Origin of the sequence: Akkermansia sp. N21169 (genome assembly GCF_029854675.1) — a bacterium.
Taxonomy (GTDB): Bacteria; Verrucomicrobiota; Verrucomicrobiia; order Verrucomicrobiales; family Akkermansiaceae; genus Akkermansia.
Genome location: NZ_JARWNC010000040.1, coordinates 143,400 through 161,590, shown reverse-complemented (window position 1 = coordinate 161,590; position 18,191 = coordinate 143,400). Strand labels below are relative to the sequence as shown.

The following is an 18,191-nucleotide window of genomic DNA, read 5'->3' as shown; positions in this document are numbered from 1 at the left end:
AATGTCTCGAGTTGGTAAAAAATCCATCATTGTGCCGGACAAGGTAACGGTGAAGATCGACGGTTCCACCATCAACGTCGATGGTCCCAAGGGAAAGCTTTCCTGGGAACTTCCCGAAGGTATCACCGCTACGCTTGAAGGAACGGAACTGACCGTTTCCCGTGCGAGCGAAAGCCGCAAGCACCGCGCCCTCCACGGCACCAGCCGTTCCCTGATCAGCAACATGGTCACGGGCGTCAGCCAGGGCTTCGTCAAGGACCTTGAAATCATCGGCGTCGGTTTCCGTGCCGCTGTCAAGGGTAACATCCTCGACCTCAACCTCGGTAAATCCCACCCCATCAACCACCCCATTCCCCAGGGATTGACGGTCACCGTGACCGACAACACCAAGGTCAAGGTGGAAGGTGTCGACAAGCAGGTAGTCGGACAGTTCGCCGCCGAAGTGCGCGCCTACTATCCGCCGGAACCCTACAAGGGTAAAGGTGTCCGTTATGCCGGTGAAATCATCCGCCGCAAGGAAGGTAAGAGCGTCGGCAAGTAATTCGCTAACAATTTGCATTAAACTCACAGAATATGAGTACTATCAATCGCAAGGCCATCCGCGAAAGGATCCATCGCCGCATCCGCAGAAAGGTTACCGGTACCGCTTCCCGTCCCCGTTTGGCTGTTCACTTCTCCAACCGTCACGTCTATGCTCAAATCATCGACGACGTGAAGGGCGTCACCCTCTGCTCCGCCTCAACGGCTGATGCTTCCATCGCCTCTCCCGCTAAACTCGCCAACAGCGATACCGCCACGAAAGTCGGTACCCTCGTTGCCGAACGCGCCAAGGCTGCCAACATCACTGAAGTCGTTTTCGACCGCGGTGGTTTCTCCTTCCATGGCAAGGTTAAGGCTTTGGCCGACGCCGCCCGTGAAGCTGGTTTGAAATTCTAATTGAGAGAAAGATTCCCCAACAATGAATAACGAAACGGAAAACTCCGTACCGGCAACTCCCGAAGCGTCCGCTCCCGCTGAAACCCAGCAGCCCGCTTCCACCAGAGCTCCCCGTGGCCGTGGTAACGGTAACTTCCCCGGTGGCCCCCGCGGTCCCCGTGGTCCCCGCCGCGAAGGTGCTCCCCGTCGTGACGGACGCCGTGGTCCCCAAGCCGAGGCCCCTGAAGAAGAAGGCCCCCAGCTCATGGAAAAGGTTGTCTTCATCAACCGTTGCGCCAAGGTCGTCAAAGGTGGTCGTCGCTTCTCCTTCTCCGCCCTCGTTGTGAGTGGCGACCAGGAAGGCCGCGTCGGCTACGGATTCGGCAAGGCCAACGAAGTGGCCGACGCCATCCGCAAAGCTACGGAAAGCGCCAAACATGCCCTGCGCCCTGTTGCTATCGTCGACGGCACCATCCCGCATGAAGTATACACGGAATTCGGCGGCGGCAAAGTTCTGCTGAAGCCTGCCTCCCCCGGTACCGGATTGATCGCCGGCAACACCGTCCGTGCCGTCCTTGAAGCTGCCGGTGTCCGCGATATCATCGCCAAGTCCCTCGGTTCCTCCAATCACGCCAACGTCGTGAAAGCCACCCTGAATGCCCTCGCTTCCCTGCGTACGAGCGACCAGGTTCTTTCCCAGCGCGGTTTGAAGAAGGAAAAGGCCATCTAATCCTTGAAGGGAGGAGCTCCGGTTCCTCCCTATTTCACCATCAACCTATCATTTTAGACAGATGCTTAAACTTCATTCGATTAAGCCCAATCCCGGAGCCAAGCACCGCAAAAAGCGCCTCGGCAACGGTGAAAGCTCCGGCCTCGGCAAAACCTGCGGCAAGGGCAACAAGGGCCAGAAAGCACGTTCCGGCGGTACCATCCGTCCGGGATTCGAAGGCGGTCAGATGCCCCTTCACCGCCGTCTTCCCAAGAAGGGATTCAGCAACAAGCGTTTCCGTGACACTATCGTCGCCGTCAACGTTTCCCAGCTCGACAAGTTCTTCGAAGCCGGTGAAATTGTCGACGAAAACACGCTGCGTTCCGTTGGCCTCGTCCAGGGGAACTGCGACGCCGTCAAACTTCTTGGCAATGGCGAACTGACCAAGAAACTCAACGTCACCGTTGATTTCGTCAGCGCTTCCGCCCGCGAAAAGGTCACCCAGGCCGGTGGTACTCTCACCGTTCTGAGCGAAGCCTGATCCGGGTGATGAAATTCTTCCGCGAACCGGGTGTGACGCAGCTCCGCCCGGTTCGTTGATGCGCGTTCAAGATCCTCTTCTCCCTCCGGGGAGTGTCAACAATTGCCCAGACTGCCTGAGGGCATTGCGGAGGTTCACGCAAGATGCAGCTGCACGTCAATTTTCTCACATACCCTATTATATATGATCTCCGCATTTGCGAATTCAATGAAAGTTCCGGAGCTGCGCAACCGGATCTTGTTCACACTGGCGATGATTATCATCGTCCGTCTCGGTGTCCATCTTCCGCTGCCCGGCGTTAATGTCGAAGTCCTGCAGCAGTGGATCGAGCACCAGTCCTCGGATGAAAGCGGCATAGGAGGTCTTGCCTCCGTGCTGACGATCTTTTCCGGTGGCGGCCTCCAGCAGCTCGGTATTTTCGCATTGGGGATCATGCCGTACATCTCCGCCTCTATTATGACCCAGCTCCTCACGGCCGTCGTGCCGCAATGGAGCAAGATGGTGCGCGAAGAAGGCGGACGCCAGAAAATGACGAAGTGGACGCGCGGCATCGCCATTGGCATCGCCATCGTCCAGGGGTGGTTCCTCGTCGTCTCTCTGGAACACCCGGAACGTTTGAACTTCCTCTCCGGCATTGACAAATTCGGTGACCTGGTCATGTTCCCCGGACCGATGTTCGTCATTTCCACGATTCTGACGATTGTGGCCGGCACCATGTTCCTGATGTGGATCGGTGACCAGATTACGGAAAAGGGCATCGGCAACGGTGTCTCCCTGATCATCTGCGTCAACATCATCCACTCCCTGCCCGGTGCCTTGACCCTGGCTTGGAAAACACTCGTCCATCCAAGTCCCAACCAAATCAACCCCACCGGAGCTCTGGCCCTGGTAGCACTCATTGCCTTCCTGATCGTCGTCATCGCACTAGTCGTCACCGTTACACAAGCGCAGCGCCGCATTGCCGTCCAGTACGCCAAGCGCGTTGCCGGAAACGGAAACAAGATGTTCAATGCCCCGACGCAGTACCTGCCGTTGAAGTTGAACTACTCCGGCGTGATGCCCGTCATTTTCGCCACGGCCATCATGTCCCTGCCCCAGCTTTTGATCATGCAGATCTGGCCTTCCAGCTGGATTGCCATGCTTATCAACAACTGGATGAGTCCGAACGGCTACCCCTACTACATCATTTCAGCCTTCATGATCTTCTTCTTCTCCTACTTCTGGGTAGCTACCATGTTCCAGCCTTCCCAGATTGCAGAAGATCTCAAGCGTAACGGCGGCTACATCCCCGGTATCCGCCCCGGCCCTCCCACGGCCATTTTTCTGGATCAAACAATGCAGAGATTGACGTTTGCCGGCTCCCTGTTTCTGACCCTTATCTTCTTTGTTCCCTCCATGCTTCAGGCATCCGGGGCTCTTAACCCGATCGTTGCCCAGTTCTTCGGCGGTACCAGCCTTCTGATTCTCGTCGGTGTTCTGCTTGACGCCATGCGTCAGGTCGAAACAACTCTGTTGCAGCGCAACTACGACGGGTTCCTTAAAAAAGGTAAGATCCGCGGTAAATACAACCACCTGCAGGGTACGGGCGAAGCTGCCAACAGTACGACCGTAACTATCATCTGGGTCGTCATCGCAATCGTTCTTCTGGGAGGAGCCATTGCCGCCTACGTATTTACAAAATTCTAACATGGGTCAATCCCGTCCCTGGATTTCTCCCCTCACTCCCCCCTTTTCATAATGAAAAAACTCAAGAGATTCATTTTGGTTGGCGGTCCCGCATCGGGAAAAGGCACTCAAGGCAGATACCTGTCCGACACGTTCCGACTGGAGACTTTAAGTACGGGAGCCCTGTTGCGCCGGGAAATCGAAAATTGTACGGCTTTAGGAAGGAGAGCTCAAAGCTATATGGACCAGGCCAAGCTCGTCCCTGACGAAGTTGTCAACGACATCGTTCGTACCTGGCTCGCCGATGCCGACGATTCCTCTTGGATCCTCGACGGATATCCCCGTACTGTTGCCCAAGCGGAAACGCTCGACAATTTCCTTTCCCAGCGCGGACTGGGAATCGATGTCGTCGTTTGGATGGATGTTTCCCGCAAATTGATCGAGCAGCGCATCCTCCAGCGCCGCGAATGTTCGTCCTGCAACTTTGTCGTTCAGAACAGTACTTTGGAAATCTGCCCCAAGTGCGGAGGAACCATGACAACGCGCAAGGATGACAACATCGACGCTTTCGCCAAACGCTGGAAAGACTTCGAATCCATGACGCTTCCCGTCGCCCGCTACTACGAATCCCGCGGCCTTGTCGTGAAAATCTCGGTCACGGAAGAACGCGAAGCCTGCGACGTTTCCCGTGAACTTTCCGAGAAACTGAATGTCTACGCGGAAAGCAAGGACTGATCCTGCATCCGGAGCTTCCGTCCCATCAATCCTCATCCTCCTCCACCTCTCATGTCCAGCCACAAGATCATTCTCAAATCGCCGGGCGAAGTTGCCAAGCTCAAGAAAGCCGGTGAAGTAGCTGCACGTATCCTGATGGACCTGGGAGCAGAGATCCAGCCGGGACGCACAACGCGTGAGATCGACCAGATCGCTGCCGAACTTTTCCGCCGGGAAGGATGTAAAAATGCCTTTTTCGGTTATCGCGGCTATCCGGGTCAGATCTGCATCTCCGTCAACGAAGAAGTCGTTCATGGAATCGGCGGGGATCGCCGCATTGAAAACGGTGACGTTGTCAGCCTGGATGTCGGCACGATCGTGGACGGCTGGGTTGGCGACAATGCCATGACTGTTCCCGTTGGGATGGTTGATCCCGAAGTACTCAAACTTCTGGCCGCTACGGAAGAATCTCTTTTCCGAGCTATTGACTGCGCTCGTCCGGGCGTTCCGCTCGCTGACGTGTGCGCCGCCGTCGAGGCCTTTGTACGCCCCCGCCACTTCTCCGTCGTCCGGGATTTCGTCGGCCACGGTGTCGGACGCAGCATGCACGAAGAGCCTCAAGTCCCCAATTACCGCCCTACGTGGAAAACTCCGCGCTTGAAACCCGGTATGGTCATCGCCATTGAACCGATGGTCAATCTGGGCCGTCCATCAGTCCGCATTCTGAACGATGGCTGGACAGTCATCACGGCAGACGGTAAGCCTTCCGCCCATTTCGAACATACGATCGCCATCACGGACGGAGCACCGCTCATCCTGACGGAACGCCCGAGGATTGCTCTTCCGGAGCAACTCGGCATCACCCTGTAACGTCCTCCCTGTTCCGGCATGAGCCGTCACGGGTCCACGTCATCCTCCGCACAAATCCAGCCGACTTTTGCCCCCGGCTGTACCACATGGATTGAGAAAGACAGGCACCGCGTCGTCAAACGCGCGGAAACTTCCGAAACCCGACTTATTCTGCGAAGGCTGTGTTCTCTGGCTTCTTCGCTTTCTGTCCAATTGGATGTCGCCATCCCTTGCCTGCAGGAAAGCCCGGACGGACTTTTTTCCTATCCACTTCTTCCCGGAAATCCACCAAACCCGCAGAAAGACAACTCGGCTCTGATTTCCTATGAAACCTCACTGGGCAGTCTGCTCGCCAAGCTTCACAACCTGGATCCGAATTCCCTGCCGCTGCCCCAAGCTACAGATCCCTGCACATCTCTTGCTTCCATGCTTGAAACCGTACACGCTGCCTTCACACTGCCCGGTCATCTTGCCGATACAGCGCACCGTCTGCTGGAAGGAAACACGTGGGCACCGTACACGACCCTCATCCACGGCGACCTGCATGAAGGCAATATCCTGGTACAAAACGGGGAAATCACCGCGATCCTGGATTGGGCATCCTGCCGAACCGGAGATCCCGGGGAAGATTTTTTCTTCCATCTCATGGGATACGGAACTGCAAGCCTGAAACGGCTCCTTGATGTCTACCGCCATCATGGCGGGCACACCTGGCCACGCATGGATGAACACATCGCCCTCCTGCTCGCCACCTATCCTATCCGCTATGCGGCAATCGCGCTCCAATCCGGGAATCCAACCCTGCTCGCAGCAGCACAGAACTTTCTGGAAATGCCACCCGATTGGCCTTCCGTCCACCACATCAGCCTTTCCGGGCTATAATTACCCTACCTCAACCGAAACCCGGCAAGCAGAAAGGGAGCTTTCCCCGGAGCGTTCCAGTGGGACAACTCCGCCACCCGCCATTCATGCGGGTCAAGGGTCTTCATCCATTCCGAAACACAAGAGGCCTCTGTATCTCCGCCTTCATGACCGGGATAGCAGACGACGGTTAAAACCCCTCCCGGCTCCAACAAATCCCGAGTCGCCTCCAGCGCCGGAAGCGTATCCTCCATACACGTGACGACGCTCTTGTCTCCACCGGGCAAATAACCCAGATTAAACATCGCCGCACGAATCCCGGGAGCAACGAACTCCCGCATTCGCGCATAAGACTCCGCATGAAAATGTACCCCCCGGTACAGGCACCCTGCCTCTCGCAAGCGTTTCTCCGTAGCAGTCAAAGCCTCCTGCTGGATATCGAATACATCTACGCTTCCCTCTTCTCCCACCAAATGCGCCAAGAACAGTGTATCGTGTCCATTCCCCGCCGTTGCATCCACAACGCGGTCTCCTTTCCGTACAATGCCTGCAATCCACGCCTGAGCGCAATTCAGAGGCCGAGAACAAACTGACGTATCCATGCCCACTTGTAAAACGATCCGCCCATTCCTGCAAGCAGCATCATAACGAGGTGCTTTCCTCTTGAAATTTCATAATCCGTAGAGCACTATTAAACGATGAAATACTTGCATGAAATCGCATTAATTGCGGTTGTAGGTACATTTCCCTGCTTTTCCCAACAAGCTCCGCCGGCTTGTATTCCCGCTAAATTGTGCCAATCCTACCAGGATGCATGCCATGTGAAAACAAAAGCAGCGCGGACGGTTTATCTCAACACACTCGCTTCATTACAGCAGGAATGTATCGCACGCAATGACTTCGCTCATGCCATCCTTTTGAAAAAAGCACTGGAACAGGCGAAAAACAATCCCATCGTCCCGGAATCGGGATCTTCCTGGACTTCCATGATCGACGTCGAATTGAAAGCGGCATCCAACTGGAAACAAAAAATTACTCCTGAAGGAAAATTCATTCAAATGTCCCCCGGAGAAAAAGAATACCGTACCACATCGGATACCGTAGACACCGGAAAAAGCATGCCCGACGTCATCATTTTCAATAGTAATCTCTGGCGTAAATGGCTACTCATGGAAGACGGCAGCGTTATCCAGCTCTTCCACTGCGACACTCATGTCGAAAACCTGGTTCCCATGTCCAAGGGTAATAGTCCTCAAAATCCCGATATCAACGACAAACTGGTTACAGCTCAAAAACAGTACCAAATCTCATGTGCCAGAGAAATAGCCCCGGTAACGGCAAAATTCATCACTGCCCTTGAGAAAATACAGAAACAAGCGCTCGCCAACGAACAACTGGACGACTGTATCCAAATCAAACAATACATCGACGCCTTGCGGAAAACCTCCTCCGGTACAGTGGCAGCCTCACCAAGCCGCCTCAAAGGAGCCTGGGAGGATCCCTCCGGCACTCTTTACGATATCAACAATTCCGGTACGATGATCGTACGAACACAAAACGGACAAATCGAGCAACAAGGCCAATATGTCCGCGCTTCTTTTGCCGGTAACTATTTCTTCTTTAAAATCATCCAGGGTAAGGCGAAAGGAGAGGAACGCATCCTCTTCCCCTATGACGGAAAAATATTCTTGCTGAAAGGAGATTATTCAAACTGGATCCGGATTCTCAAGCCTCGCTCCAAATAAGCGTTCCCATGGTATGAAATATGCGGAAATCATGATTTCCTCTTGCAATTACACCACTCGTGAAACATTGTCGGAATAATGACACTCCTATTGAAACTCATTTTTATTTTGGCAATATTATCGATTCCATGTTTTTCCCAACAAACTCCTCCTTCCTGCATTCCCGATAGCTTGTACCAATCCTACCAGACCGCATGTAATCAACGGACAAAAGCGGCACGAGTAGTCTATCTCAATACACTGGCTTCATTACAACAGGAATGCGTTATTCGCAATGACTTTGACAATGCCCTCCTCTTGAAAAAAGCTTTGGAACAAGGAACGGGCAATTCTGTCGACATCCCTCCTCCGTCCATGTGGAAGTCCCTGGTCGATATCGAATTGAAAACGGAATCCAAATGGCTTCACAAAATTACTTCTGATGGACAGTTTTACCACAGGCCCCCCAGCGACAAAGAATATCGTTCTGCGACCGACAAGGTGGATATGGAAAAGAGCATGCCCGAAGCCGTCATCTTCGCAGGCAGTCTCGGTCGTAAATGGCTCAAGATGGAAAACGGGGACGTTGTCCAAATCTGCCATCACGATACGTGTGTCGAAAAACTGATCCCTCTAAGCGCATCTCCTCAATCCTCCGATATCGGCAGTAAACTGGCGGATGCAGAACGGTTGTATCAAATGTCATGTGCCAGAGCAACGGCACCATTAACGGCAAAGTTCATCACTGCCCTTGAGAAAATACAGAAACAAGCGCTTATCGACGGAAAACTGGATGACTGTATTAAAATCAAACAATATACCGATACCCTGAAGAATTCTCCTCTCGGATCGTCTTCCGCTTCCCCGAGCTGTCTCAAAGGAGCGTGGATGGATTCATCCAATATCCTGGCTTACGACTTCAACGATTCCGGCACCATGATCGTACGAACCAAAAGCAGACAAGTCGAACAACAAGGCCAATATGTCCGGTCCTCGCCTGCAGGCGGCTATTTCATCTTCAAAATTACTCAGGGAAAAGAAAAGGGAGAGGAACGCATCCTTTTCCCTTATGACGGCAAAATATACTTTCTGAAAGCCGATCTTTCCAACTGGATCAGGGTTCTCAGCCCCAACTCCAAGTAAGCAATCCTCCCTTACTTCATTCCGAAGTTCTTGGGGACTTCGGGAGTCGCCACCGGAGCAACCATCGGCTTGACTCCGGGAAGGGCAAGCAGAACCTCCGTACCCTTGGCAGGGATTCCCACCCAGTCGCCCTTGGCATTCTTTTTCAAAGAAGCACTGCCGGACCCCGACAACACGGCGGCGGCGTCCATATGCACCCGTAAACGGAGAGGTTCTCCGGCCAGGCTTACGACCCGTACCCACTGAGTCTTGCCATCCTTGCGGACGGCACTGACGAGGAAGGAGCCTTCCGCTCTCAGATGATGCACCGCTACGTCCCCCCAGGCATCGGGAACAGCCGGAAACACGTTAATAAGGCCATTCCAGCTCTGCAACAGCATATCGTGGATGGAGGCCGCTCCGGACATCGGGGTTTCAATCACCGGGAAGGTTTCCTTGTACAGTGTATTGGGCCGGATAAAACGTTTGAGGCCATTGAGCATCTCATAAGCGTCATTCCCCCAGCCGAGAGTTGCATACAAGCTTGCCCCACCGGAGAAGGAATAGCCCTGCAAACCTCCTTTGAGACTGTGCCAGTGACGGACGGATTTATCGACCAGCTTGGCCATCTCCGGATCATCCGTATCGACGATATGCAGAGGATAGGCCATGAACAGGTGGGAATAGTGACGATGGGAATGCTTGAAGGGAACGCCTTTCCCAATCATGTAGCCATTTTCATTCTGCGGGTAGTCTGTCAGATTCGCCAGAATTTCCTTCCACTTCGGCAAAAGGGGATCCTTGATTTTCAGGCGATCCGTCGTCCAGATCAGAGTCTGGCACCCCCAGCGCAACAGGGAAAGATCATAGTTGCAATCCGGGGCAATACCGTACTCCGGCGACAGTGTCGGCGGCAGGTGAAGCTTACCGTCTTCCCCTTGTTCCAGAAAATGGATGTAGTAATTGACTGCCCGCCTCAGCAAAGGATAGACATCATCCTTCAGGAAGGCGTCATCCATGCTCATACGGTACTGAGTGAACAGATTGTGGCACGTCCAGGCAAGAGAGCCCACCTCGGACTTCGAGCCGGGGCCACCATTGGGTTTCCCGGTCGGCTGACTGGCATCCGGCCCGGAAGCACGGGGGATCCCCGCCGAATCCGATCGATACTGTTCATCGACATTGTTGATCAAATTCGTGCGGTACTTCTTCAGCGTATTGGATAACGACTTGGCCGCCTCCAATCGATTACCCGTGTAGCACGGCCAATAAGTCAGCTGGACATTGAGATTCCACCACACGCCCGGCCAGGAATTGACCTCCAAAGCCGTCCACGGCCCTTGCAAATCCAGGACCGGACCATTCGCTCGCATCCCCGAGCCGATTTTGTACATCTGAGCCCAGTAGAAAGAATCCCAGTAACTATCCGGAATCGACAGGAAGGCTTCCGGGTAAAACTTGTGCCACCAATCCCTGTGCAATTGTTCGAGGACACCGGCAGGAGCTGCCACGGCCTTCCCCACGCAGGAAGAGGCCTCGGCGGTTGCCGTGTTGCCCGGGAAAGAATGGTCGATACTGATATACAAAGTCTGTTTCCCCTTGGCCCCGGAGACAAACTTCCAAGCCGTACCCACTTCACCACTCGGTCTCAAAGGCTGCCGCCAACCCTTGATGCCTCCAGCCAGGGAGACGGCCTCACCTTTCCGGGCAAGTTCCAAATCGGGAGCTTCCTTCTTCCAGAGATTCTTACTCCAGCTGTTCATACGCGGACTGTCCGCCCCGAAAGGATTCCAGTTCCAGACCGGGACAGGAGCACCTTGTTCCGGCGTCATTTCCATCACCAGGACGGGAGCCGTCGCATGTACATAGGCACGAATAGCATATTTGCCCCCATCGGTGCCCACCGTTCCGGTCAGTTCAGCATCCCAGAGTCTCAGTCTCAAGTCCCAATGCTTGATTTCGTCAGGCATCTCGAAGGAAAAATACCCGATCGGCACGCGATAGCGGTGGTATGTCCAATCTCCCGTTTTTTTACCATCCTTGCCGTCGTCGATCTCCATATGTTCCTGGGCATCCATGCGTCCCAGGCACAGTTTAAGCATTTTTTTATTCTTTGAATCGCGCATGACCTGCATCCCGACAAGTCCGTTCCCCAGAAAAGGAGCATTGTCCCATGCTGTCGGAGCCTTTTTCCAGACCATGTCACGTGCACCCAGATAAGAGGGCCAATCAACCCTGACCGACACGGACTCACCCGCAGAAGAAACATTCGCCGACACATCGCCACCCCATGCCAACGGACAAGCTCCGGCAGACAGGCAAAGGCATGCCGTCAACAAAATCATAGAAGAAATTTGCATAAAAGATAAGAGTTAAGAACTCGTAAGACTTACTGTCAAAATGCCATGAAGTCAACAGAGAATTCCCCAGACGGACTCTTCTTCCATTCTTCCTGTTCCACTTCCGTATACCTCTTTGCACCTCCACCATGTAAAACCCAATCTTCGGTTTCTTTCTGTAAGATATCTACCCGGATTCACGTACAAGAATTATCATGTCTACTCGTCTCTCAGCCCTGATGGGGGCATCTCTCTTTTTTGTTTCCGGAGCCATGGGCGCCAGCTTTCCGGCAACAATGGACTTGTCGGGTACCTGGAAATTCCAGCTCGATATTGCCGATTACGGTCAATACAAGGTTTCCGCCCTGTACAAACGGGAATTGAACGACACGATCCAGCTTCCCGGCACGACGGATCAGGCAGGCAAGGGCATCGACAATCCGGCCCGGCACATCGACCGCCTGACGAGGAAGTTCGAATACGTCGGTCCCGCCTGGTACCAGAAGGAAGTCTTCATTCCCGAAGAATGGAAAGACAAGGACATCACACTGACGTTGGAATGTTGCCACTGGGATACGAAGGTATATGTCGACGGGGAGCCGGCAGGAGCCGATGACCGCCTTAGCACGCCCAACAGGTTCAAGCTCGGTAAACAGCTCACGCCGGGGAATCACACGATCACCATCCGCATGGACAACAGGATGAAGTATCCGATGGATCAGGCATGGAGCCATGCCGTCACGGAAAACACCCAGACCAACTGGAACGGGATTGTCGGGGAAATCTCGCTAACCGCCCGGGAAAAACTCCACATCGACAAGGTTAAAGTCTCCCCCAACGTCACCGACAAATCCATCCGCATCGATACCACGCTCTCCAATGCCGACAAAGAGCAGGCACAGGGCAAACTTATATTCACGGTCAAGGATAAAGACGGGCACAGTATCGCGAACAACGAGCTCGATGTCACGACTGCCAACAGCGACCAGACCACAGTCACCCGAACGGTGGCTCTCGGAGATTCCGTCAAGCTCTGGAACGACATCGACCCCAATCTCTACGACCTCGACGTTACCTGGAATGGCCCGGAAGGCAAAAAGGACTCCCATACCGTCACCTTCGGCATGCGCGAAGTAGCTCAGGGCAAGCATCATGTCCAATTGAACGGGCGCGACATCCATCTGCGCGGTACAGTAGACAACGCTACCTTCCCCATCACGGGTTATGCTTCCGCCGATCCGGCGGAATGGGAGAGGATTTTCCGAACCCTTAAGGACTACGGTCTCAATCATGCCCGCTTCCATTCCTGGTGCCCGCCCCGGGCCGCATTCGAGGCCGCGGACAAGATCGGTATCTATCTCCAAGCGGAACTCCCTCTGTGGGTGAGGGATATCGGCAAGCACCCGGACCGCCGCACTTTTTTCGAAAAGGAACTATATGCCATCCTGGACGAATACGGCAATCATCCCTCGTTCCTCCTCATGTGCAACGGCAATGAACTGATGGGCGATTACAATGTCTTGGAAGACTTGATTAAAAAGGGACAGGCTCATGACTCGCGCCACCTTTATTCCGTCGCCACGGCACGCAAGCACGTCCCATCCGACCAATTCTACACCTCCCACGTCACCCCCAAGGGTTCCATCACCGTGTACGAAGGCAAGCCTTCCACTATGTGGGACCGCAACAAAGAATCCGACTTCGACGTACCCGTCATCGCCCACGAAGCCGGACAGCGCTGTATGTACCCGAACTTCGACGAAATGAAAAAGTACACGGGAGTCCTCCTGCCACGGAATTTTGAAATCTTCCGCGAACGCCTCGCCGACAACGGCATGCTGGGACAGGCACAGGAATTCTTTGAAGCCACGGGAGCCCACACCGTCCTGCAATACAAGGAAGTCGTGGAAGCCCTTTTGCGCTCCTCGAAATCCGGCGGCTTCCAAATGCTTGGGCTGAACGACTACCCCGGCCAGGGAACGGCTTTCGTCGGCATTCTGGACTCGTTCTGGGAAAGCAAGGGGCTGATATCGCCGGAACAATTCCGCGAATTCTGTGCGCCGAGCGTCCTTCTCTGCCGCATCCCCCAGCGCGTCTATTCCCAGGGAGATACGCTCGAATCGGAACTGGAAGTTTATCACTTCGGCAATACCCCGCTGCCAGCTAACAAACTTGCCTGGCAACTCACAGGACAGGACGGAAAAGCCGTCCGCGAAGGCACTCTGGACATGAAGGAGACGCCCTGCTCGACGGTAGATCCCATCGGTAAACTTTCCATCCCGTTGGAAGGAGTGGCTGCTCCCGGCAAATATACTCTGAATGTCAACCGCGAAGACGGCCTGCGAAACTCGTGGGACATCTGGGTTTATCCCGCCTCACAGAAACAGGAAACAGCCGATAATTTCGTCCTGGCCCGCTCTTGGGACGATTCCGCCAGGCAGGCGCTCGCCGACGGTAAAACAGTCCTTCTCGTACCCAAGGACATCAAGGGACGCAAGACGAAGTTCTCCAGCTTTTTCTGGAATCCAATCATGTTCCGATGGGATCCCTTCATTATCGGAACACTGATTCACAAGGACAACCCAGCCTTCGCCGAATTCCCGACGGAGAAGTACGCAGACTGGCAGTGGTGGGATATCCTCAACAACGCCCGCGCCCTTGATCTCACGGATGCCCGTGCCCTGACTCCTGTCATCCAGAGCATCGATACCTACGAATTCAACAGGAAACTCGGTATTGCCTTCGAAGCCAATGTCGGCAAGGGCAAACTATTCGTCTTCTGCGTCGATATCGACAAAGACATGGACAAACGGCCAGCCACGCGCCAATTACTCCATTCCATCCGGCAATACGTCGGCAGCGACCGTTTCTCTCCTGCCTCGAAACTAAGCATCGCCCAGCTCGACTCCATATTCGGAGATCCCCATATCAAACCCGCCGACCAGAAGAACGACGAAACAACCCGCCGTTTCCACAACAAATAAACACTTCTCCTCTTTTGGGTTTTCCTCCCATCCGGCAGAAAAAACAGGCTGGATGGGAGGATTTTGCATTCATGTGAAAATAATTGGAACATACAAACGTAGTCTGTTCATATGAAAGTTCTATGCTCACTCATCACTGCCCTGGCCGCCATTCTCTGCTGCCAGGCTGAAACGGATCGCGTACCCAGCTGGGAACCTGGCGTGTCTATCCCCTTAAACAATCAGGATCTGGAAGAAAACATTGCCTGGGCGGGGGAAGCCGGCTTCAAATGGCTGGAACTTGACATGACTCCCTGCGACATCGACGACCAGGCAACCGTCCGTAAACAAATCGATACCTACGCGAAAGCTGCCAAACAAGCCGGTTTAAAAATCTGGTCAATCCACATTCCGTTCGGTCCCGACTTCGACCCCTCGGAAACGGATCAGGCCAAACTCGAGAAATGCGTCTCCAATATCATCTCCTCTCTGGAACTGGCCCGCCGCATCGGTCCTTACCACAAGGCTATCCTGCATCCCAGTTTTGAACCTATTCCCGCCGATAAGCGGGAAGCCAAACTCCGCCAATTGAAAAAGACCCTGCAAACCCTGGCTCCCCAGGTTGAAAAGGACTATCAGGTACGCCTCGCCATCGAGTGCCTCCCTCGCACCTGCCTGATCAATGATTCCGCAGAAGCAACGGAACTGTTCCAAGACAATCCTTTTATCGATAACTGCTTCGACGTCAACCACCTCTTGAAAGAAAACCAGGAACATTACGCAAAAGTCGTGGGGAAGCGCATTGCCACCCTCCACATCTCCGACTATGACCGGATCAACGAACGCCACTGGATCCCCGGCAAAGGGGTCATTCAATGGGTTCCCCTCATCCGGCAACTTCAGGCGGACGGCTACCAGGGGCCCTTCATGTTCGAGGTCACTACCACTCCGTGGAAAGACAATATGAGGCAGTTCTACATCGACCTCATCCAATCCTGGGAAAAGATCAAAAGCGATTGTAAAAACGCAGACTAGGATTTGGCTTGCCTCGGAATCGGCATTCCCTCTATTCCGGGCTTGACCACGACTTGTTCTCAACGATGGAAAAGCCCCGTTAGCCATTAGACTGACGGGGCTTTATAAATGGTACTTGGACCGGGACTCGAACCCGGGACCAATAGATTAAAAGTCTACTGCTCTACCAACTGAGCTACCCAAGCACTGGTGCCAGAAGCGGGAGAAAATAAATACCGGAATGGGCTATTTGGCAAGCATTAATTGTTCCAAACCAAAAAAAATCCGGTCATTCGTCTATCAGTCCGCACTTTTCCCGCCATTCCGCAGGGATGCGAGTCGGTCGTCCGGCAGGCATACGGACAAGGGCAAGTTTCTGGTGAGCTTTGACAAGCAGGGCCCCATCGGAGGTTCGTCTCATCTCGAAATCGCACCAGAAGGACGCTTTTTCCATAGCACTAACCCAGCCTTTGGTCTCAATGGTATCTCCCATGACTCCGGGACGGATGTAATCAATCTCATGCCGGACAACGACGGTAAAAGTTTGTTCCTCCCCCAAGTCACGGTAATTCATACCAAGAAGGCTCCCCAGCTTGGTCCGGCATTCTTCGATCATGCGCAGGTAGGCGAGATTGTGAACGACCCCTCCACAGTCGGTATCGTAAAACATGACTTCATTCCGCGTCGTCAGGTTAAGAGGTTCCCTGTTCATCTATTCATCATGACCTTCAGAGTCCGGTGCGTCAATGCAAAGTCATGTGTTAACCGTCCGGGCAACAGTCAAGACGCCGACGCAACGGGCACGGCCTTCTTTTTTCAACACGCGGGAACACACGTCCACGGTACTCCCGGTCGTCATGATATCGTCGATCAAGAGGACAGCGCGGTCTTTGACGAGTTCCTTGCGCAGGACGGACGGGCGCATGTGATAGAGCTCCTGAACGTGACGGAGGCGCTCCTTCCTGCCGAGGCTCGCCTGACTGACGTTATCTTTCCCTCGCATCAGGGCATCCAAAACCGGCAGTTTACGAAGGCGGGACAAGATCAAGGCCAATTCTTCCGCCTGGTTATAACCGCGTTTTTTCAATTTCCTGCGGTGAAGGGGCACAGGCACCAAAAGCCAGTCTTCCCCTGCCAGACGGTCGTCGCATGTGTGCCATAGATCGTCAATCAATCCTGCCAAGGTTCCGGCAAAATGAATTTTCCCGGCGTATTTGAAGTCGTGAAGGAGGCTCCTGAGGTGATCCTTGTTCAGGCAAGCGGATCTGGCAAAATCGTAGTGGACTTTGCCGCCTCCGCAATACGGACAGTTGCCGACCTCTCCCACGGACCCGGCAAGAGGCTCCCCGCAACGAGGACAAATCGGAGCCTCGACCATAGACAGGGAAGCTCGGCAGGAAGAACACAGACATGTCCGATGCAGAGGACCGTCGCCGCATATGGCACAAACCGAAGGGAAAAACCAACCGCAGACATCCTGCCAAATCCCGTCCGCCCATTGCATGAATACGCCCTGAGGCATCATTCCAGACTGCTGAAAAGCTAATATTCGTCGTCTTCCACGGCAGTAATCCCGGTGCCATCGTGCGTGCCGGGCATGTCTTCGAGAAGTTTGTCGATCTTCTCGATAAATTCCCAGGGACAACGTTTGCGCTGGTATTTTCGCCATAGAATATCACGCAGGGTCTCCCAATGTTCCCGGGTCATTTCTACGGGAACCCACTCGACGTCGTCGCGCAGGGAGCGACCGACTTTCGGAGAACATTCCAGCGTCCATTTCCCGGCGTGGTGGCAGGCACGGTAAACAAATACGCCGTCTTCCGTCCTATCTTTCCATGTGTGGGCTTCCATGCAGACACTTTGCGTAGCAAATGCCGTTTGGTAAAGAGGAATTTTTGCTGGGCAACGGCAACGGTTCACGGCAGGATACATTCCGCCATGACAGATGATGAAATAATTTCCTGCAAGGAACCCGCCAGGCAACTTGAACGCCTGCGCTCCATCATGAAACGTTTACGCGAGCCCGGAGGATGCCCCTGGGATGCGGAACAGACCCACGAATCCATCATCGGTGAGATGATTGAAGAATCTTACGAAGTCGTCGATGCCATCCAGCAAGGTGACTGGAATCACCTAAGGGAAGAATTGGGAGACGTCCTTCTCCAGGTGGTTTTCCACGCACAAATCGCCCGGGAGGACGGATTGTACGATCTGGATGACATCGCCTGTGAATTGAATGACAAGCTCGTCAGACGCCATCCCCACGTTTTTGCCGCCAGCCAGGTCCGCGACACGGATGGAGTGTTAACGCAGTGGGACCAGATCAAGCGCCAGGAGCGCAAGGCGGAGAAAGCACACTTCCTCGACAGCGTCGGCAAGGGACTTCCCTCCCTTCTGAAGGCGAAAAAGCTGCAAAAAAAAGCCGCCAAAGCCGGATTCGACTGGCCGGACACCGACGGCGTCATCGCTAAAATCCGGGAGGAGCTGGCCGAAAGCGAAGAAACCCTCGCCTATCCCGACGATGACCCCCGCGTTCAGGAAGAACTGGGAGACCTTCTCTTCTCAGTCGTCAACCTGTGCCGCAAGCGCGGTGTCGATCCGGAAATCGCCCTGACATCCACCAATCGTAAATTCGAGACCCGCTTCAACCTCATGGAGGATGTACTCAACGAACAGGGAACGCCTCTCGGAGAGGCGGACCTCGACACTATGGAAGCCTGCTGGCAACAGGTTAAGAAAAGCCTGCGTTCCTGAAATACCGGGAACATTCGGGGT

18 protein-coding genes and 1 tRNA gene are annotated in these 18,191 nt (G+C 54.1%); 13 read left to right on the top strand and 6 right to left on the bottom strand.

Annotated features, from left to right (window positions below; genetic code table 11):
* The first annotated feature begins 1 nt into the window (after position 1).
* The 8 genes from rplF (at position 2) to QET40_RS09810 (ending at position 6,275) form a co-directional block, all read left to right on the top strand.
* Positions 2–541 carry a 50S ribosomal protein L6 gene (gene rplF / locus QET40_RS09845; RefSeq protein WP_280126994.1) on the top strand — a complete coding sequence of 180 codons (540 nt, stop codon included), beginning with the start codon at positions 2–4 and terminating at the stop codon, positions 539–541.
* A gap of 32 nt (positions 542–573) precedes the next feature.
* Complete coding sequence (gene rplR / locus QET40_RS09840) at positions 574–936, top strand: 50S ribosomal protein L18 (protein ID WP_280126993.1); 363 nt, start codon at positions 574–576, stop codon at positions 934–936.
* A gap of 22 nt (positions 937–958) precedes the next feature.
* Entirely contained in the window at positions 959–1,645 is a 687-nt protein-coding gene (gene rpsE, locus QET40_RS09835) for a 30S ribosomal protein S5 (RefSeq protein ID WP_345783068.1), read from the top strand.
* Positions 1,646–1,706: 61 nt separating this feature from the next.
* Positions 1,707–2,165, top strand: coding sequence for a 50S ribosomal protein L15 (rplO, locus tag QET40_RS09830; protein WP_280126992.1), 459 nt, complete (start codon positions 1,707–1,709; stop codon positions 2,163–2,165).
* 207 nt (positions 2,166–2,372) lie between these two features.
* Complete coding sequence (secY, locus tag QET40_RS09825; RefSeq protein ID WP_280126991.1) at positions 2,373–3,851, top strand: preprotein translocase subunit SecY; 1,479 nt, start codon at positions 2,373–2,375, stop codon at positions 3,849–3,851.
* 51 nt (positions 3,852–3,902) lie between these two features.
* Complete coding sequence (locus tag QET40_RS09820) at positions 3,903–4,565, top strand: nucleoside monophosphate kinase (protein WP_280126990.1); 663 nt, start codon at positions 3,903–3,905, stop codon at positions 4,563–4,565.
* Between the two features lie 51 nt (positions 4,566–4,616).
* Positions 4,617–5,414, top strand: a complete 798-nt coding sequence (gene map / locus QET40_RS09815; protein ID WP_280126989.1) for a type I methionyl aminopeptidase — start codon at positions 4,617–4,619, stop codon at positions 5,412–5,414.
* A gap of 18 nt (positions 5,415–5,432) precedes the next feature.
* Positions 5,433–6,275, top strand: a complete 843-nt coding sequence (locus tag QET40_RS09810; protein WP_280126988.1) for a phosphotransferase — start codon at positions 5,433–5,435, stop codon at positions 6,273–6,275.
* Positions 6,276–6,280: 5 nt separating this feature from the next.
* Here QET40_RS09810 and QET40_RS09805 read toward each other — a convergent pair whose 3' ends face one another.
* Positions 6,281–6,856 (bottom strand): class I SAM-dependent methyltransferase, encoded by a 576-nt coding sequence (locus tag QET40_RS09805; RefSeq protein ID WP_280126987.1) that lies wholly within the window; start codon positions 6,854–6,856, stop codon positions 6,281–6,283.
* A gap of 219 nt (positions 6,857–7,075) precedes the next feature.
* Between QET40_RS09805 and QET40_RS09800 the strand changes: the two genes are divergently transcribed.
* Both QET40_RS09800 and QET40_RS09795 read left to right on the top strand, forming a co-directional pair.
* Complete coding sequence (locus QET40_RS09800; protein WP_280126986.1) at positions 7,076–7,999, top strand: hypothetical protein; 924 nt, start codon at positions 7,076–7,078, stop codon at positions 7,997–7,999.
* Positions 8,000–8,170: 171 nt separating this feature from the next.
* Positions 8,171–9,121 (top strand): hypothetical protein, encoded by a 951-nt coding sequence (locus QET40_RS09795; RefSeq protein WP_280126985.1) that lies wholly within the window; start codon positions 8,171–8,173, stop codon positions 9,119–9,121.
* 11 nt (positions 9,122–9,132) lie between these two features.
* Here QET40_RS09795 and QET40_RS09790 read toward each other — a convergent pair whose 3' ends face one another.
* A complete protein-coding gene (locus QET40_RS09790) occupies positions 9,133–11,460 on the bottom strand; it encodes a glycoside hydrolase family 95-like protein (RefSeq protein ID WP_280126984.1) in 2,328 nt (775 codons plus the stop codon).
* Positions 11,461–11,654: 194 nt separating this feature from the next.
* Between QET40_RS09790 and QET40_RS09785 the strand changes: the two genes are divergently transcribed.
* Together QET40_RS09785 and QET40_RS09780 are read left to right on the top strand one after the other, a co-directional pair.
* The gene (locus QET40_RS09785; RefSeq protein WP_280126983.1) at positions 11,655–14,423 is read left to right on the top strand and encodes a sugar-binding domain-containing protein; all 2,769 of its coding nucleotides are present in this window, start codon (positions 11,655–11,657) and stop codon (positions 14,421–14,423) included.
* A gap of 111 nt (positions 14,424–14,534) precedes the next feature.
* A complete protein-coding gene (locus tag QET40_RS09780) occupies positions 14,535–15,437 on the top strand; it encodes a sugar phosphate isomerase/epimerase family protein (RefSeq protein WP_280126982.1) in 903 nt (300 codons plus the stop codon).
* Positions 15,438–15,546: 109 nt separating this feature from the next.
* Here the strand turns inward: QET40_RS09780 and QET40_RS09775 are convergent.
* The 4 genes from QET40_RS09775 to QET40_RS09760 form a co-directional block, all read right to left on the bottom strand.
* Positions 15,547–15,622, bottom strand: a tRNA-Lys gene (locus QET40_RS09775).
* 83 nt (positions 15,623–15,705) lie between these two features.
* Positions 15,706–16,128 (bottom strand): thioesterase family protein, encoded by a 423-nt coding sequence (locus QET40_RS09770; RefSeq protein ID WP_280126981.1) that lies wholly within the window; start codon positions 16,126–16,128, stop codon positions 15,706–15,708.
* 42 nt (positions 16,129–16,170) lie between these two features.
* Entirely contained in the window at positions 16,171–16,920 is a 750-nt protein-coding gene (locus tag QET40_RS09765; RefSeq protein WP_280126980.1) for a ComF family protein, read from the bottom strand.
* A 38-nt stretch (positions 16,921–16,958) separates the two neighbouring features.
* Positions 16,959–17,267, bottom strand: a complete 309-nt coding sequence (locus tag QET40_RS09760) for a hypothetical protein (protein WP_280126979.1) — start codon at positions 17,265–17,267, stop codon at positions 16,959–16,961.
* Between the two features lie 87 nt (positions 17,268–17,354).
* On the opposite strand from QET40_RS09760, the gene mazG reads away from it, so the two are divergent.
* A complete protein-coding gene (gene mazG, locus QET40_RS09755; RefSeq protein ID WP_280126978.1) occupies positions 17,355–18,170 on the top strand; it encodes a nucleoside triphosphate pyrophosphohydrolase in 816 nt (271 codons plus the stop codon).
* Positions 18,171–18,191: the final 21 nt, after the last annotated feature.

Bases quoted from the DNA above. Each gene is read 5' to 3' on its own strand.
- rplF (WP_280126994.1), top strand. From the start codon at position 2: ATGTCTCGAGTTGGTAAAAAATCCATCATTGTGCCGGACAAGGTAACG.
- rplR (WP_280126993.1), top strand. From the start codon at position 574: ATGAGTACTATCAATCGCAAGGCCATCCGCGAAAGGATCCATCGCCGC.
- rpsE (WP_345783068.1), top strand. From the start codon at position 959: ATGAATAACGAAACGGAAAACTCCGTACCGGCAACTCCCGAAGCGTCC.
- rplO (WP_280126992.1), top strand. From the start codon at position 1,707: ATGCTTAAACTTCATTCGATTAAGCCCAATCCCGGAGCCAAGCACCGC.
- secY (WP_280126991.1), top strand. From the start codon at position 2,373: ATGAAAGTTCCGGAGCTGCGCAACCGGATCTTGTTCACACTGGCGATG.
- QET40_RS09820 (WP_280126990.1), top strand. From the start codon at position 3,903: ATGAAAAAACTCAAGAGATTCATTTTGGTTGGCGGTCCCGCATCGGGA.
- map (WP_280126989.1), top strand. From the start codon at position 4,617: ATGTCCAGCCACAAGATCATTCTCAAATCGCCGGGCGAAGTTGCCAAG.
- QET40_RS09810 (WP_280126988.1), top strand. From the start codon at position 5,433: ATGAGCCGTCACGGGTCCACGTCATCCTCCGCACAAATCCAGCCGACT.
- QET40_RS09805 (WP_280126987.1), bottom strand. From the start codon at position 6,856: ATGGATACGTCAGTTTGTTCTCGGCCTCTGAATTGCGCTCAGGCGTGG.
- QET40_RS09790 (WP_280126984.1), bottom strand. From the start codon at position 11,460: ATGCAAATTTCTTCTATGATTTTGTTGACGGCATGCCTTTGCCTGTCT.
- QET40_RS09785 (WP_280126983.1), top strand. From the start codon at position 11,655: ATGTCTACTCGTCTCTCAGCCCTGATGGGGGCATCTCTCTTTTTTGTT.
- QET40_RS09780 (WP_280126982.1), top strand. From the start codon at position 14,535: ATGAAAGTTCTATGCTCACTCATCACTGCCCTGGCCGCCATTCTCTGC.
- QET40_RS09770 (WP_280126981.1), bottom strand. From the start codon at position 16,128: ATGAACAGGGAACCTCTTAACCTGACGACGCGGAATGAAGTCATGTTT.
- QET40_RS09765 (WP_280126980.1), bottom strand. From the start codon at position 16,920: ATGCAATGGGCGGACGGGATTTGGCAGGATGTCTGCGGTTGGTTTTTC.
- QET40_RS09760 (WP_280126979.1), bottom strand. From the start codon at position 17,267: ATGGAAGCCCACACATGGAAAGATAGGACGGAAGACGGCGTATTTGTT.
- mazG (WP_280126978.1), top strand. From the start codon at position 17,355: ATGACAGATGATGAAATAATTTCCTGCAAGGAACCCGCCAGGCAACTT.